This window comes from Streptomyces sp. NBC_01525 (assembly GCF_045040405.1).
In the GTDB taxonomy this organism is placed as follows: Bacteria; Actinomycetota; Actinomycetes; order Streptomycetales; family Streptomycetaceae; genus Streptomyces; species Streptomyces benahoarensis.
Genome location: NZ_CP109397.1, coordinates 3,387,554 through 3,402,386, shown reverse-complemented (window position 1 = coordinate 3,402,386; position 14,833 = coordinate 3,387,554). Strand labels below are relative to the sequence as shown.

Annotated in this window: 14 protein-coding genes and 1 tRNA gene; 7 read left to right on the top strand and 8 right to left on the bottom strand. The window is 70.7% G+C overall.

Features of this window, described 5'->3' with window-relative positions:
* Positions 1–93 precede the first annotated feature (93 nt).
* From OG422_RS15205 to OG422_RS15185, 5 genes are all read right to left on the bottom strand, one after another.
* A complete protein-coding gene (locus OG422_RS15205; protein WP_405743336.1) occupies positions 94–1,563 on the bottom strand; it encodes a peptidoglycan D,D-transpeptidase FtsI family protein in 1,470 nt (489 codons plus the stop codon).
* Entirely contained in the window at positions 1,560–2,957 is a 1,398-nt protein-coding gene (locus tag OG422_RS15200; protein ID WP_405743335.1) for an FtsW/RodA/SpoVE family cell cycle protein, read from the bottom strand. The genes OG422_RS15205 and OG422_RS15200 overlap by 4 nt, the downstream gene beginning before the upstream one ends.
* A gap of 23 nt (positions 2,958–2,980) precedes the next feature.
* Positions 2,981–4,558: a PP2C family protein-serine/threonine phosphatase gene (locus tag OG422_RS15195; protein ID WP_405743333.1), complete on the bottom strand. Its 1,578-nt coding sequence runs from the start codon at positions 4,556–4,558 to the stop codon at positions 2,981–2,983.
* 130 nt (positions 4,559–4,688) lie between these two features.
* On the bottom strand, positions 4,689–5,213 hold the full coding sequence (locus tag OG422_RS15190) for an FHA domain-containing protein (protein ID WP_143941127.1): 525 nt from the start codon (positions 5,211–5,213) through the stop codon (positions 4,689–4,691).
* A gap of 10 nt (positions 5,214–5,223) precedes the next feature.
* Complete coding sequence (locus OG422_RS15185; RefSeq protein WP_143941126.1) at positions 5,224–6,048, bottom strand: DUF3662 and FHA domain-containing protein; 825 nt, start codon at positions 6,046–6,048, stop codon at positions 5,224–5,226.
* Between the two features lie 481 nt (positions 6,049–6,529).
* Between OG422_RS15185 and OG422_RS15180 the strand changes: the two genes are divergently transcribed.
* Positions 6,530–6,613: transfer RNA gene (locus OG422_RS15180), tRNA-Leu, on the top strand.
* Positions 6,614–6,787: 174 nt separating this feature from the next.
* Here the strand turns inward: OG422_RS15180 and OG422_RS15175 are convergent.
* Complete coding sequence (locus tag OG422_RS15175; RefSeq protein WP_405743331.1) at positions 6,788–7,438, bottom strand: FMN-dependent NADH-azoreductase; 651 nt, start codon at positions 7,436–7,438, stop codon at positions 6,788–6,790.
* A 126-nt stretch (positions 7,439–7,564) separates the two neighbouring features.
* On the opposite strand from OG422_RS15175, the gene OG422_RS15170 reads away from it, so the two are divergent.
* Positions 7,565–7,927, top strand: a complete 363-nt coding sequence (locus OG422_RS15170; RefSeq protein ID WP_405743329.1) for a winged helix-turn-helix transcriptional regulator — start codon at positions 7,565–7,567, stop codon at positions 7,925–7,927.
* Between the two features lie 10 nt (positions 7,928–7,937).
* On the opposite strand, the gene OG422_RS15165 is transcribed toward OG422_RS15170, so the two are convergent.
* A complete protein-coding gene (locus OG422_RS15165) occupies positions 7,938–8,372 on the bottom strand; it encodes a MarR family winged helix-turn-helix transcriptional regulator (RefSeq protein ID WP_405743328.1) in 435 nt (144 codons plus the stop codon).
* A 134-nt stretch (positions 8,373–8,506) separates the two neighbouring features.
* Between OG422_RS15165 and OG422_RS15160 the strand changes: the two genes are divergently transcribed.
* The 3 genes from OG422_RS15160 to OG422_RS15150 all read left to right on the top strand — a co-directional run bounded on the left by OG422_RS15160 (position 8,507) and on the right by OG422_RS15150 (position 11,120).
* Positions 8,507–9,715: a hypothetical protein gene (locus OG422_RS15160; protein WP_405743326.1), complete on the top strand. Its 1,209-nt coding sequence runs from the start codon at positions 8,507–8,509 to the stop codon at positions 9,713–9,715.
* Positions 9,716–9,844: 129 nt separating this feature from the next.
* The gene (locus tag OG422_RS15155) at positions 9,845–10,768 is read left to right on the top strand and encodes a hypothetical protein (protein ID WP_405743325.1); all 924 of its coding nucleotides are present in this window, start codon (positions 9,845–9,847) and stop codon (positions 10,766–10,768) included.
* 22 nt (positions 10,769–10,790) lie between these two features.
* Positions 10,791–11,120: a rhodanese-like domain-containing protein gene (locus OG422_RS15150; RefSeq protein ID WP_405747806.1), complete on the top strand. Its 330-nt coding sequence runs from the start codon at positions 10,791–10,793 to the stop codon at positions 11,118–11,120.
* A 67-nt stretch (positions 11,121–11,187) separates the two neighbouring features.
* Here the strand turns inward: OG422_RS15150 and OG422_RS15145 are convergent, their stop codons facing one another.
* A complete protein-coding gene (locus tag OG422_RS15145) occupies positions 11,188–12,327 on the bottom strand; it encodes an acyl-CoA dehydrogenase family protein (RefSeq protein ID WP_405743324.1) in 1,140 nt (379 codons plus the stop codon).
* A 372-nt stretch (positions 12,328–12,699) separates the two neighbouring features.
* On the opposite strand from OG422_RS15145, the gene OG422_RS15140 reads away from it, so the two are divergent.
* Together OG422_RS15140 and OG422_RS15135 are read left to right on the top strand one after the other, a co-directional pair.
* Positions 12,700–13,368: a DUF5819 family protein gene (locus tag OG422_RS15140; RefSeq protein ID WP_143941120.1), complete on the top strand. Its 669-nt coding sequence runs from the start codon at positions 12,700–12,702 to the stop codon at positions 13,366–13,368.
* Between the two features lie 155 nt (positions 13,369–13,523).
* Positions 13,524–14,825, top strand: a complete 1,302-nt coding sequence (locus tag OG422_RS15135) for an HTTM domain-containing protein (protein ID WP_405747804.1) — start codon at positions 13,524–13,526, stop codon at positions 14,823–14,825.
* Positions 14,826–14,833: the final 8 nt, after the last annotated feature.

The following is a 14,833-nucleotide window of genomic DNA, read 5'->3' as shown; positions in this document are numbered from 1 at the left end:
GTGTGCTGTCCGGGCACACCGTACCCGGCGCGCCGCACCGTGCCGGGCCGTAACCGCAACCTGATATCTGACCGGTACGGCCCCGCCCAGGAGTCACTTCTTGTCGCTGAGCACCGCTTCCATCACGCTCTTCGCGATCGGGGCGGCGAGCTTGCCACCCGCGATGTCGTTGCGGGTTGTGTCGGATCCCTCAATGACGACGGCCACGGCGACCGGGGTGCCCTTGTCGGTCTTCGCGTAGGAGATGAACCACGCGTACGGGTTGTCCTTGTTGTCCGCACCGTGCTGCGCGGTACCGGTCTTGCCACCGACCGTCACGCCCGGGATCTGGGCGGAGGTGCCCGTACCGTTCTTGACGACGGTCTCCATCATGTCCTGGAGCTTCTGGGCGTTCTCCGGCTTGAGCGGCTGGCTCATCTCCTTCGGCGTGTGCTGCTCCACGACGTTGAGATTCGGCGCGACCAGCTTGTCGACCATGTACGGCTGCATCAGCTTGCCGCCGTTGGCGATGGCCGCGGTGACCATGGCCATCTGGAGCGGGGTGGCGCGGTTCGACGCCTGGCCGATGCCCGCCTGGGCGTTCTGCGGGCGGTTGTCCTCGGGGTAGATGCTCTCGGAGAGGCGGACCGGGGTGTCGATCTTCGCGTTGTTGAACCCGAACTTCTCCGCCTCGGCCATCATCTTCTTGTTGCCGAGATCGGCGCTGATCTTGCCGAAGACGGTGTTGCACGACCAGCGCAGCGCCTCGCGCAGGCTGGCGTCCTTGCAGGGAATGTTGCCCTCGTTCGGCAGCGGGACGTGGTTGGTGTCCGGCAGGTACCAGGGCAGCGGCGAGCGCGTCGGGGCGTCGATGTCGGTGTAGAGACCGTTCTCCAGAGCCGCCGCCGCGGTGACGACCTTGAAGGTGGAGCCGGGCGGGTACGTCTGCCGCAGCGCGCGGTTCAGCGTCGGGTCGTCCGGGTCGTGGGTCTTCTGCAGCGCGTTGTACGCCTCGGAGTCCTTGTCACTCATACCGGCGAAGGTGGACGGGTCGTACGACGGCGCCGTGGCCAGTGCCAGGATCGCGCCGGTCTCCGGGTTGATCGCGGCGACCGCGCCCTTCTTGTCGCCCAGCCCCTCGAAGGCAGCCTTCTGGGCCTTGGCACTGAGGGTGGTGACGACGTCACCGCCCTCCTGCTTGCGGCCGGTCAGCATGTCGACGGTGCGGCTGAAGAAGAGCCGGTCGTCGGTGCCGGTGAGGATCTTGTCGTACAGCTTCTCCAGCTGGTTGGCGTCGAACGCCTGCGAGGCGTAGCCCGTGACCGGCGCCCACATCTTGCCGTTCTTGTACGTCCGCTTGTACTTGTAGTCGCCGACGCCGGTCGTCGTGGAGTCGGTGACGGCATTGCCGTCGACGATGATGTCGCCGCGCGGCGTGCTGTACCGCTCGATGGCGACGCGGCGGTTGTTGTCATCGTTCTTCAACTCGTCGGCCTGGACGAACTGCACCCAGTTGACGCGGACGAGCAGGGCGAGGACGAGCAGGCCGCAGAAGATCGCGACCCGGCGCAGGGGCTTGTTCACGGGCGGACCACCTGGGTCATCTCGGCATCGGTGGAGGGGGCGGGGGCCGGGGCGGGCCGCCGGGCGGTGTCGCTGATCCGCAGCAGGATGCCGACCAGCGCCCAGTTGGCGATCACGGACGAACCACCCTGGGCCAGGAACGGCATCGTCATACCGGTCAGCGGGATCAGGCCCGTCACGCCACCGGCGACGACGAAGACCTGGAGCGCGAAGGCGCCGGACAGGCCGACGGCCAGCAGCTTGCCGAACGGGTCGCGGGCGGCGAGCGCCGTGCGGATGCCCCGCTCGATGAGCAGGCCGTACAGCAGCAGGACGGCCATCAGACCGGCCAGCCCGGTCTCCTCGCCGACGGTGGCGAGGATGTAGTCGCTCTTGGGCGCGATGCCGCCGATCAGCCGGGAGTAGCCCTGGCCGAGACCGGAGCCGAGGATGCCGCCGGAGCCGAAGGAGTACATCGCCTGCGCGGTCTCGGTGACGCCGCCGTTGAGCAGTTCCAGCGGGTTGAGCCAGTTGTGGACACGGACCTGCACATGCGATTCGAAGGTGGCCACCGCGACGGCGCCGCCGGCGCTCAGCAGCAGACCGAAGACGATCCAGCTGGTCCGCTCGGTCGCGACGTACAGCATGATCACGAAGAGGCCGAAGAAGAGCAGCGAGGTGCCCAGGTCGGTCTCGAAGACCAGGATCATCAGGCTCAGCGCCCAGATGACGAGGATCGGTCCGAGGTCACGCCCACGCGGCAGGTACAGGCCCATGAAGCGGCGGCTGGCCAGCGCCAGCGCGTCCCGCTTCACCATCAGGTACCCGGCGAAGAACACCGCGATGATGATCTTCGCGAACTCACCGGGCTGCAGCGAACCGATGCCCGGCAGCGTGATCCAGATGCGCGCGCCGTAGCGGGCGGGGAAGAAGATCGGCGCGATCAGCAGGACCAGCGCGAGCACCATCGAGATGTAGGTGTAGCGCTGCAGGACGCGGTGGTCCTTGAGGAAGATCAGCACGCCGAGGAAGAGCGCGACCCCCAGCGTCGACCACATCAGCTGGCCGGGCGCCATCGGGCCGCCCAGCGCCGGAGTGGTGATCTTCGGCTCCTGGTCGAGCCGCCAGATGAAGACCAGCCCGAGTCCGTTGAGCAGGGTGGCGATCGGCAGCATCAGCGGGTCCGCGTACGGCGCCCACTTGCGGACGACGAGGTGCGCCACGCCCGCCAGCAGCGCCAGCCCGAGCGCGTAGCCGAAGACCCCGGCGGGGATGGCCTGCTCCTTGGCGAGCCCGACGTTGATGTACGCGAAGACCGGGATGATCACCGCGAAGACGAGCAGCGCCAGCTCGGTGTTGCGGCGGCTCGGGGCTCCGATGGTGCCGATGGTGGTGGTGTTGGTGGTACTGCTCATGACGTGTACGGCCCCCTACGCCCTCACTGCTGGGTGCTGCAATTCTTTTCCAGCTTCAACTGCTCCTCGGAGGGTGCCTGGCTGGTGATGTCGGCCGGGGGAGTCGACGGGGACACGAGCGCGCCGGGGGTGCCGGCGGTGGCGGTCCGGTCGCCCGGGACCGTGGGAGTACCGGGGGCACCGGGCTTGTGACCGGTCGTGTTGCCGGTCTGGCCGTGGCCCCCCGCCTTCTCCTGATCCTTCTTGGCCTTGGCCGCGGCGCGCTCGGCGGCCTCCCGCTGCTGCTTGCTCAGGCAGGCGTGGGCCTGCTTGCCCAGCTCGGTGACCTTGAGGGTCGCCTCGTCGCGGTTGTCGGCCGGGATCGTCTCCTTGACCTGGTTCCGCTGGTACAGCGGTAGGTACTTGAGTTCGATCTCGGGGTGATCCTGATCGACCTTGTTCAGCGAGATCCACGCGAGGTCCTGGCTGAGGCCCTGGTAGAGCGCGACATGGTCGTCCTTGGCGCCGACGAAGTACTGGGTCTGCGTCCAGCGGTAGCCCGCGTAGAGCCCGCCGCCGACGACGGCCAGCGCGAGCGCCGAGAACAGCGACCGCTTGATCCAGGTGCCGCGGCGCCGCGGCTTGGCGAAGTCCTCGTCGGCGAAGGTGCCGAACGAGCCCTGCGGCTCCCCGCCCGCCTCACCGTCGCCGCTGCCGGGCGGGCCGAAGGCGCCGCCGGGTGCCGCCTGCGCCGGGACGTCCCGGCCGCGGCCCAGCTCGGCGGCGCGGGCGGCCGGGGTCTGAAGGGTGCTCGGGTCGCTGAGCTGGTGCTGGTTCTCGGCGACCGCGCCGACGATGACCGGGGTGTCGTTGAGCTGCCCGGCCAGCGCCTCGTTGCCGTCGACGTCGAGGACATCGGCGACGATGCAGGTGATGTTGTCGGGACCGCCGCCGCGCAGCGCGAGCTGGATCAGCTCCTGGATCGTCTCGTGCGGTCCGTGATAGCTGGCGAGGGTCTCCTCCAGCGTCTGGTGGCTGACGACACCGGAGAGGCCGTCCGAGCAGATCAGGTAGCGGTCACCGGCGCGGACCTCGCGGATCGACAGATCCGGCTCCACGCGGTCACCGCTGCCCAGGGCCCGCATCAGCAGCGAGCGCTGCGGGTGCGTGGTGGCCTCTTCCTCGGTGATCCGGCCCTCGTCGACGAGGCGCTGCACCCAGGTGTGGTCCTGCGTGATCTGGGTGAGCTGACCGTCCCGCAGCAGGTAGGCGCGGGAGTCGCCGACGTGCACCAGGCCGAGGCGCTGGCCCGTCCACAGCAGCGCGGTCAGGGTGGTGCCCATGCCGTCGAGCTGCGGGTCCTCCTCGACCATGACGCGCAGCTGGTCGTTGGCGCGCTGCACGGCGTTGCCGAGGGAGGTGAGGATGTCGGAGCCGGGAACGTCGTCGTCGAGCTGGACGAGGGTGGAGATCACCTCGGACGAGGCGACCTCGCCCGCGGCCTGGCCGCCCATGCCGTCGGCGATGGCCAGCAGCCGCGGGCCGGCGTAACCCGAGTCCTCGTTGCCCTCCCGGATCAGGCCCTTGTGCGATCCGGCGGCGAAGCGCAGGGAAAGACTCATGCGCACCTCACCTGTCGGCTCGGGGTACAGCCGGTCTCGTCGAGCCACACTGCCCACCCTCCGGTCGGGAGCACGCTCGGGGCCGAGTGGACCGCCGCGGCTCGCTCGCTCCGCTCGCTCATAAGTCGTACTACTTCCGCAGCTCGATGACGGTCTTGCCGATGCGGATCGGGGCCCCCAGCGGGATCGGGGTCGGCGTCGTCAGGCGGTTCCGGTCCAGGTACGTGCCGTTGGTGGAGCCGAGGTCCTCGACGATCCACTGGCCGTCACGGTCCGGGTAGATCCTGGCATGCCTGCTGGACGCGTAGTCGTCGTCCAGGACGATCGTCGAATCGTGCGCCCGGCCCAGGGAGATGGTCTGGCCCTGGAGGGCGACGGTGGTGCCCTGCAGGGTGCCTTCGGAGACGACCAGCTTGGTGGGGGCGCCCCGGCGCTGCCGGTTGTTGCCGCGGCCGCCGTCCTGGCGCCGCTGCTGCGGTGGCGCGGCGGACTGCCGCTGGGCGCGCGCCTCCTGACCGCCCCGCCGGGCGGCGCCGCGCTGTGTGACGCGCGTGCCGAACAGATCGCTGCGGATGACCTGAACGGCCACGATGACGAACAGCCACAGTACGGCGAGGAAACCCAACCGCATGACCGTGAGGGTCAGCTCTGACATTGCCCCCGCTTCACCCTTCGGCTTGCCGGTAAACGATGGTGGTACTGCCCACGACGATCCGCGAGCCGTCGCGGAGACTAGCGCGGGTGGTGTGCTGCCCGTCCACCACGATCCCGTTCGTGGAGCCCAGGTCCTGGACCATGGGGGGCGGGCCGACGCGGATCTCACAGTGCCGCCGGGAAACCCCGGGGTCGTCGATCCGGACATCGGCGTCGGTGCTGCGGCCCAGTACGAGCGAGCCGCGTGAGATCTGGTGGCGGGTGCCGTTGATCTCGATCCAGCGCCGCATCTGTGCGTGCGGCTGCGGCCCGGCACCGGGCGGTGCCGTACGGGGTGGTGCGCCGGACGGCGGGGACGAGGGCATGGGGGGCGGGCCCACATGGCCGCCGCCGGTCTGGCCGCCCCGGGGCGCCGACGGGCCGCGCCCGGCGGGCGCCTGCCCCGGCTGCTCCTGGGACGTGCTGGAGGCGAGGGTGCGGCTGCGTACGCGGTACAGGCCGGTGTCGAGATCGTCGGCCTTCTCCAGGTGCACCTTGATGGAGCCCATGAAGGTGTACCGCTGCTGCTTGGCGTAGTCGCGGACCATCCCGGACAGCTCGTCACCGAGCTGTCCGCTGTACGGGCTGAGCCGCTCGTAGTCGGGTGTGCTCAGCTCGACGATGAAGTCGTTGGGGACGACCGTGCGGTCGCGGTTCCAGATGGTCGCGTTGTTGTCGCATTCGCGCTGGAGCGCACCGGCGATCTCAACGGGCTGCACCTCGGACTTGAACACCTTGGCGAAGGTGCCGTTGACGAGACCTTCGAGACGCTGCTCGAAGCGCTTCAGTACTCCCACGGGGCACCTCCTTCCTCAGTCTTCGACAGGGTCGTCCTGATACTGCTTACCGATCGTATCCACGCGCCGGGAAATCAGCTGGTTCCCCTTTCCCGCCCGGAGTGACGAGTGTCCCCCCTCACAGGGTTGCCTGTTGGGGCGTTGAGCCGTGCCCGTCGTCCGTGCACTGCGATGGTAGAGGTGCCCCGCGGACAGTGTCCCGCAACCGTTCACCTCGCTCCGGGCGGGGCCGGGTCCCGACGCCGGGTGGCCGGGACCGAGGGGGTGTCCGTCGAGGTGGGGCGCTTTTGCGCCCGCCGGGCGGACCGGCACCGGGGCCGCGGCCCGCTGTCGGCCGTCGGTGCGCGGCCTCGCCGGGGGCGAAAGGGCAGGTGAAACCACCCGCCGCGCCGTGCTAATGTTCTGCATGTCGCAAGGCACTCCCCCCGAAACGGGAAAGAAAAACCCGGGTCGGATGAGAGAATCGAACGACAACACCCATGCGCGGGTGGCGGAATAGGCAGACGCGCTGGATTCAGGTTCCAGTGCCCGAAAGGGCGTGGGGGTTCAACTCCCCCCTCGCGCACAGATGAGACCCCCGGTCTCCGGAGAAATCCGGAAGCCGGGGGTTTTTCGTTGTGCTTCTCACATCTCCCGTTCCGGGGGCGGGAGATCGTCCCGTCCGAAATATCGGCCGGGTTCCGCCCCGGGGTGACGCGGTGTGACCGGTCGTCCCCGGGGCGTACGGAAGCAGCGGGTGTCAGACGGCGGCGAGGGTGGCGGTCGCCCGGCCCTTGGCGGCGGCCTCGGCGAGGGCCTTCTCGCGGGACGCCTCGTACAGCGGCACCAGTTCGCTCATCGCGGGGTTGGTGGGGGCCATGGTCAGCTCGGGCACGATGAAGTCGACCTCCAGCCCGAAGCCGTCGCCCAGGACGGTCTCCAGGTAGTTCTGCACGAAGTCGGCTCCCTCGCGAGGGGTGCCCGGGGCGTACGAGCCGCCGCGGCTGGCGACGACGGTGACGGGGGTGCCCTTGGCGGACGGCTCGGCGCCGGCCGTGCGGCCCATGATGATCGCCTGGTCGAGCCATGCCTTGAGGGTCGAGGGGATCGTGAAGTTGTACATGGGGGCGCCTATGACGATGGCGTCGGCCTGCTCCAGCTCCTCGGCGAGGCGGGTGCGCAGCGCGAAGGCGGCCTGCTGCTCCGGGGTGTGGGTGGCCGGGTCGGAGAAGCCGGCCGCGGCGGCGGTGCCGTCGAGGTGGGGCAGCGGGTCGGCGGCTAGGTCGCGGTAGATGACGGTGCCCTCGGGGTGCTCTTCCAGCCAGGCCGCGCGGAAGGCGGCGGTCACGGCGCGGGACGCGGAGCCGTCCTCGGGGAAGACGGAGGAGTCGAGGTGGAGGAGTGTGGCCATGGTGATCGGTCCTTCGGTCGTGGCCGGACACTGCACGGCCCGATGGTTGAAGTTTGTACGTAACTATTCATAACATAGGTACTTACTTTTCCGCAGCACCAAACGGGAAGGCGGTACGCTGGGGGCATGGCGGACCACGGCGAGGCGGTGTGCAGGCAGGTCGACGGCGGGATCACGCGCGTCTTCGGGCTGTTCGGGAAGCGCTGGACCGGCCTGATCGTGGCCACGCTGATGCCCGGACCGGTGCACTTCGCCGATCTGCGGCGGGCGATCCCGGGCATCAGTGAGCGGATGCTCTCCGACCGCCTCGCGGAGCTGGCGGCGACCGGCCTGGTGGTGCGCGAGGTGGACGCCGGGCCTCCGCTGCGCGTCGCGTACCGGCTGACCGAGGCCGGTCGCGCCATGGAGCCCGCGCTCAAGGAGCTGGGGCGGTGGGCCGAGACGTATCTGGCCGACGGCGGCCGGTGCCCGGAGCGCTTCCGTACGTAGCCGCGGGCGGTCAGCCCTTCAGCTCCTGGGCGGTGTTGTAGCGCAGCAGGTAGGACGCGAAGCGGGCGAGGTCGGCGTCGTCCCAGTCGCCGAGCCGTTCGTGGAACGCCTGGCGGCGGCTGGTCATCGCGTTCGACAGCACCGCGGCGCCCGCGGGTGTGGGATGCAGCACCTGCACGCGGTGGTCGTCCGGGTCCACCCGGCGCTCCACGAACCCCAGCTTCTCCAGTGCGGCGATCTGCCGGCTGACCGTGGACTTGTCCAGGAAATAGTGCGCCGCGAGGTCCGTTGCCCGGCATCCCTGCTGGTCATCGAGGTGCGCCAGCAAGGTGTACGAGACCAGCGACAGCTCGGGATGGATGCGGGCGGCGGTGGCGCGGGCGCGCCGGGCGAAGGCGGTGAGCTGCTGCTGGATGATCTCGACGGACGCGTTGCGCTGGGTCATGGATTGCCTTTCCGGGAAGTAGTTGTATAGTACAACGTGAATTGAGTTGCATAAGCCAACCAATGAACCCTGAAGGTTGCAAAAGCCATCCATTGGCCCGCAGCCGAGCCGACTAGCGTGAGAAGGCATGCCCCATGAGTCCGGTCCGCTCCGACCCTCACCCCGATCACGGACGTGACCACCGCCGCAATCCGCACGCCGCCGGGCTGCGCCACGTACTGACGCACCTGATCACCCCGCTGTTGATGTGCATCGGGATGGGCCTGGCCTACCTGGGCGCGTTCGCCAACCCGGCACCGCACGACCTGCCGGTCGCCGTCGTCGGCTCCGGACAGAGCGCCCAACTGCTGGCCCAGTCGATCAACGGCAAGGCCGCCGGAGAACTCCAGGTACGGACGGTCGCCCACCGCGCGGACGCCGTGGACCAGCTCCGCCACCAGGACATCTTCGGCGCGTACGTCCTCAAGGGCCCCACGGCCCACGGCGGGCAGCGGCAGGCGCCCGAACTGCTCGTGGCCACCGCCGGATCGGACACCAGCGCCACCGTGGTCCAGAAGATCTTCACGCCGCTCGCCGCCGCGCAGGGGCAGCCGCTGAAGGTCACCGACGTCGCGCCGACGGCGAAGGACGACCCCACCGGCCAGGGCATCTTCTTCCTGCTCGTGGCGATCAGCATCGGCTCGTACGCGTCGGTCGCGGTGATCGGCGGCGCCGGAGCGGTCCTCCCGATGCGGCTGCGGGCGCTGCTGGCCGCCGGTACGTCTCTCGTGGTCAGCGTCCTCGGCGTGCTGTTCGCCGGACCCGTCTTCCACCTCGTCGACCACGGGCTGTGGGGGCTGTGGGGCATGGCCTGGCTGTATTCCGCAGGGATCCTGCTGATCGGCGTCGGCCTGCACACCTTCCTCAAGCGCTGGACGACGCTCGGCGTGATGGCCCTCTTCGTGATGCTCAACTTCACCTCGTCCGGCGGCATCTTCCGGCCCGAGATGCAGAACGGCTTCTTCGCGGCCCTGCACTCCTTCTGGAACGGCGCGGGCTTCGTCGAAGGCACCCGCAGCCATGTCTACTTCGACGGCCACGGGCTGGCCGGACACGTCTGGACCCTGGCGATCTGGCTGCTCGCCGGCGCCGCCGTGGTCACCGTCGCGGGCCTGGCGGAACGGCGCCGTAAGGCCGCCGAGAACGAGGCCGCCGAACGCGCCACGGCAGTGGCGGCAGCGGCGGTGGCCGCCACGGTGACCGAGGCCGGGCCACGGGCGGGCGCGGGGCGCGGCGGCGCTCCCCGCGAGACCGCTGAACAGGCCGCGGAGGAAGAGGAGATGGAGGAAGCGGTGGGGGTGTGAGTCCGGGCGCCGCTGGTGGCGCGTCGCGCTTCGCGCTTCGGGGGCCAGCCGGTGGCGACCGCCCCCCAGGCCACCCCACCTCCCCCGACGACAAACCGCCCCCCCATCCCAGGGCCGTACGCTGGCCGGGTGACGAACTCGTACGCGGAGAACGCGCAGGACGGCCGGCACGGAGCCGACGCCACGGGAGCGGCGGACGCCACCGACTCCAGGGGGGCGGCGGTCGCGCCGGATGCGACGGATGTGCCGGGGGCGTCCGGTACGGAGGGCGTGGCCGCGGAGGCGGCGACGGCGCGGCTTGCGGTGGCGGTGCGCGCTGCGGAGCAGGCGTTGATCGAGTTCGAGATCGCGGTGGAGACGTTCCGGGTGGAGGTGGAGAACTTCTCCCGCCTGCACCATCAGCGGCTCGGCCCGATGTATGCCCGGCTCGACGAGCTGGACGCGCAGATCGCGGAGGCGGTCGCCGCGCGGACCGGTGACCCCGAGGACGTCCGTAAGGCCCGGGAGGCGCGGGCGGCGGTGTTGCCGATGCCCGAGGTGGAGGAGTTGTTCCACGGCTGGATGGGGTCGGACGGGCTGTTCCCGGAGGCGCAGGCGATGCTCACCGAGCAGCCGGTGCAGCCGCCGCAGAAGGTGCGGCCCAGTGAGGGGGCGCGCCGGGCGTACCGGGATCTGGTACGCAAGGCCCATCCGGATCTGGCGCGGGATGACGCGGAGCGGCGGCGCCGGGACGCGTTCATCGCCCGGGTCAATGCCGCGTACGCCGCGGGGGACGAGGCGGCGCTGGGTGCGTTGACGCGGGAGTGGGAGGCCGGTCCGGTGCCCGCCGAGGAGCGGCTGACCGCGAGCGAGGAGCTGTACGCGCGGCTGGAGTGGCTGGCGGAGCGGAAGGAGATGCTCGCGGCGGTCGCGGCCGAGCTGGAGGACAGCGCGATCGGCGCGATGATCAAGATGGCGCCGCAGGACCCGGACGGGCTGCTGGACGAGATCGCCGAGAAGCTGCTCGCCGATGTCGCCGAGCGCGAGGCGCACCTCTCCCAGCTGGTCGGGTAGCGTCGGGGACATGCACACTTCTCTGCCCACGGTTGGTGTCGACGCGCTCACGTCCGAGGATTTCCTGCTGGACGTCCGGGAGGACGACGAGTGGACGGCGGGGCACGCCGAGGGCGCCCTGCACCTCCCGATGAGCGATTTCGTCGCCCGTTACGGCGAGTTGACGGAGGCGGCGCCGGCCGACGGCAAGGTCTATGTGATCTGCCGGTCCGGTGGACGGTCCGCGCAGGTCGCTCAGTATCTGATCCAGCAGGGCATCGACGCGGTGAACGTCGCCGGCGGGATGCAGGCGTGGGAGTCTGCCGGTCGCCCGGTCACGGACGGCAAGGGCGGCACCGGCGCGGTCGTCTGAGCCCGGGGCCGGTCGGCGCCCGCGCTTTCCGGCCTGCGGCGACTCCCCCTGAGCCCCGCCCCCAGGTTCAGTCCTCCTCCCGTAGCGGGTGGACGGCGAGGAGGTCGCCGAGGGCTTCCTCATGGGCGGCGGCGGGGCCGAGGGAGAGTTCCAGCTGTTTGGCCCAGGCGTGGTAGCGGTGCAGCGGGTAGTCGGTGTCCGCGCCGAATCCGCCGTGCAGATGCTGGGCGGTCTGCACGGTGCGGCGGATGCCGTCCGACGCCCAGATCTTGGCGACCGCCACATCCCCCTCCGGCGGCAGCGCGCCCGCCGTGCCCGTGCCGATGCGCCAGGCGGCCTGCCAGAGGGTCGCCGCCATCGCCCGTAGATCGATGAACCGGTCGGCGGCCTGCACCGCGACCGCCTGGAAGGTGGCGAGGGGGAAGCCGAACTGTTCGCGCTTGCCGGTGTAGTCGGCGGTCATCGCGAGCACCGCCTCGCCCAGGCCCAGGGCCAGGGCGCAGGTGCCGCAGGTCAGCAGCTGTCGTAGCTCCTCGGTGGCGCCGGGGGCGGTCAGGACGTCCGGGGCGGTGAGACGTACCGAGGCGAGCCGCAGTTCGGCGTACCGTTCGCCGGTGGTCGAGATCTGCTCGTGGCGGGTCAGGCCGGGGGCGGTGAGCGGGGCGAGGGCGAGGACCGGCCGTCCGTCGGGGGTGTGCGCGGGCAGCAGCACCCGGTCGGCGCCGTATGCCCAGGGGACGGCGGTCTGGACGCCGTCGAGCAGCCAGCCGTCGTCCTGTCGCGCGGTGACGGCCAGCTCCGCCGCGTCATGGCCGGTGCGGCCGTCGGAGGCCGTGGTGATCACCAGCTCGCCGCGGCCGATACGGGGCAGCAGTTCGGCGCGTACCGCCTCCGTTGCGTGGTGTTGCAGGAGGCGGGAGGCGGCGGCGCACTCCAGGAGCGGGACGCGGGCCAGTACGCGGCCGGCCTCGCGCAGCACCAGGCAGAGGGCGATCGGGTCGAGCCCGGCGCCGCCGTACTCGGGCGCCGTCAGCAGGCTCAGCAGGTCGGCGTGGGCGAGGGCGCGCCACAGGTCCCGGTCGAAGTCGTCGGCGACGGCGCCCGCGGTGAGCGCGGGGCTGGGCACCGCATCGGGCGCCACGTGCGCGAACACGGCCTTCGCCGCCTCGGTGGCGGCCTGCTGCTCCTCGGTGAAGGTGAAGTCCACTGGTTGTCCTTCCGCGGGCGGCTGACCTGACGAGGCGTCAAGGTAGAACAGGTTGCAGGAATTGGGAATGCGTACGGCTTCGGGGGCGGGGTCTTCGCCGGGCGGGGGTGGGCGCGCACGGCGCTGGCCCGGAGGGCGGGCGGTCCGGAACGCGTACGGCGGCGGGGCCGGAATGCGCACGGCGGCGGGCCCGGAATGCGCACGGCGGCGGGCCCGGGAGCTGTCCGGCGAGGCCCGTCCCGGGCGTCGGCCCCGTGCATCCGACCCGGCGCCAGGGCCGGCGGTGATCGGGTGCGGCTGTGCCCGGTGGGGGTCTCTGGGTACGGTTCCGGGGCGTAGTGGGCCGGTCAGGAATCTGGGAACGGGGCGGGAATGCAGTCAATCGGGGACGAATCGCGGTCGGTGGCTGCGCTCTCGCTGCCCTCGCGGATCGTCATATGCCTGGCGGTCAGTGCCGTGGCCGTGGCCGTGGCGATCCATCTGGCCATGATGTTTCTGCACGTCGCGCCGGAGAACACGCTCACCAAGGCGCAGGGTTCGGCGATCGGCGAGTACGTCTACCCCGAGTACGAGCAGAACTGGAAGCTCTTCGCCCCCAACCCGATGCAGCAGAACATCGCCGTCCAGGCGCGCGCGGAGCTGCGTACCGGCGACGGCGGGCTGCGGACCACCGGCTGGACCGATCTCACCGCGCGCGACGGCGGGGCGATCCACCACAATCCGGCCCCGAGCCATACGCAGCAGAACCAACTGCGGCGCGGCTGGGAGTACTTCGTCAGCACGCACAACGAGCAGAACGCCGCGATCGGGGTGCGTGGTGAGCTGTCCGAGCGGTACATCCGGCGGATCATGATGGAGCGGATGGGGCCGGAGTGGTCGCGGCAGGGCCGGGTCGAGCGGCTTCAGGTCCGTTCGGTGACGACGCCGGTCGCCCCGCCGCGCTGGAGCAGCGAGAAGATCAGCGACAAGCCCGCGTTCCGTGTGCTGCCCTGGTGGCAGGTCACCACGGCCGACCTGCCCGAGGGGACGAAGACCAAGTGACCGCAGCACCGGACGCGCCACGGGACCGGCAGGATCAGCGCGATCAGCAGGATCAGCAGGATCAGTTGGATCAGGGGCATCAGGAGGGGCAACGGGTCCCGCAGGCGCGGGAGGCCGCTCCGGGCTCGCCGGCCGCTCCGGCCTCGTCGGGCTCACTGGCCTCGTCGGGCTCACCGGCCACGCCCTCCTCGGACACCCCACCGTCCCCCGGCGCGCCGGAACGCTCCACCTCCCCCCTCCCCGAGACCCGTATCGAACGTCTCGTAGGGCGCGGTTTCCGGCTGGTCACCGGGCGGGCGATGGCGCCGTACCAGACGGCGGTGGTCCGGATCGGGTTCGCGGCGACCTGGCTGCTGTTCCTGCTCCGCGAGTGGCCGCACCGTGCGGTGCTCTACGGGCCGGACAGCCCGTTCAGCCTGGACATGGCGCGGCGGCTGCTCGACGGCAACCACGCCTTCTCGGTGCTGCCGTGGTCGGACGGGCGTGGCTGGTTCGAGGTGGTCTATCTCCTCGCGATCGTCTCCGCCGCGCTGCTGATGCTGGGCTGGCGCACCCGCACCATGTCGGTGCTGTTCATGATCGGCGTGCTGTCGCTGCAGAACCGCAGCGTCTTCATCGGCGACGGCGGCGACAACATCATCCATCTGATGTCGATGTACCTGGTGCTGACCCGGTGCGGGCAGGTGTGGTCGCTGGACGCCCGCCGCGCCCGGCGCGCGGCCGAGCGGGGCGAGGACGCCGGGCGTGATCTGCCCGGCATCGCGCTGTGGGCCGTCCTCGGCCTGGCCCTCGCCGTCGCCCAACTGCTCGGGTGCTACGGCCTGAGCTGGTTCGGGCACGGTCCGTTCCCGTACGTCGGCTGGGGTCTGGCGCTGTGGCTGTTGTGGGCCGCGCACGGGCTGCGGTGGGTGGTGGACCGCCGCGCGCCGGGCGAGCCGCGGACCGTGCTCGATGTTCTCGGCGCGGTGCTGCACAACGGCGCCCTGCTGGTGATCATGGTCGAGGTCTGTCTGGTCTACGCGACCGCCGGCTGGTTCAAGATCCAGGGCTCGCGCTGGCAGGACGGCACCGCGGTCTACTACCCGATGCACCTGGACTACTTCTCGCCGTGGCCGGAGCTCTCCGGGCTGTTCGCCACCAGTGGCCTGCTGGTCCTGCTGTTCACCTACGGCACGGTGATCGTGCAGGTCGCCTTCCCGTTCACCCTCTTCAACCGGCGGCTGAAGAACGCGCTGCTGGTTGTGATGGTCTGCGAGCACCTGTCGATCGCGTTCCTGCTCGGGCTGCCGTTCTTCTCCGCGGCGATGATCGCCGCCGACCTGGTGTTCCTGCCGACGCCCTTCCTGATCCGGGTCGGCGGCCGGATCTCGGCGCTCCGTGCCCGAAGCGTCCGGCGGGGCGGTCCGGCGGAGCCGTCGGCCGTACCGGAGGGCGAGCGGGCACCGGCCGGTGCGTAGCGCTTCGG

Coding starts and splice junctions, on each gene's coding strand:
- OG422_RS15140 (WP_143941120.1), top strand. CDS start 12,700: ATGCAGTCAATCGGGGACGAATCGCGGTCGGTGGCTGCGCTCTCGCTG.
- OG422_RS15170 (WP_405743329.1), top strand. CDS start 7,565: ATGGCGGACCACGGCGAGGCGGTGTGCAGGCAGGTCGACGGCGGGATC.
- OG422_RS15175 (WP_405743331.1), bottom strand. CDS start 7,438: ATGGCCACACTCCTCCACCTCGACTCCTCCGTCTTCCCCGAGGACGGC.
- OG422_RS15160 (WP_405743326.1), top strand. CDS start 8,507: ATGAGTCCGGTCCGCTCCGACCCTCACCCCGATCACGGACGTGACCAC.
- OG422_RS15190 (WP_143941127.1), bottom strand. CDS start 5,213: ATGTCAGAGCTGACCCTCACGGTCATGCGGTTGGGTTTCCTCGCCGTA.
- OG422_RS15165 (WP_405743328.1), bottom strand. CDS start 8,372: ATGACCCAGCGCAACGCGTCCGTCGAGATCATCCAGCAGCAGCTCACC.
- OG422_RS15200 (WP_405743335.1), bottom strand. CDS start 2,957: ATGAGCAGTACCACCAACACCACCACCATCGGCACCATCGGAGCCCCG.
- OG422_RS15195 (WP_405743333.1), bottom strand. CDS start 4,558: ATGAGTCTTTCCCTGCGCTTCGCCGCCGGATCGCACAAGGGCCTGATC.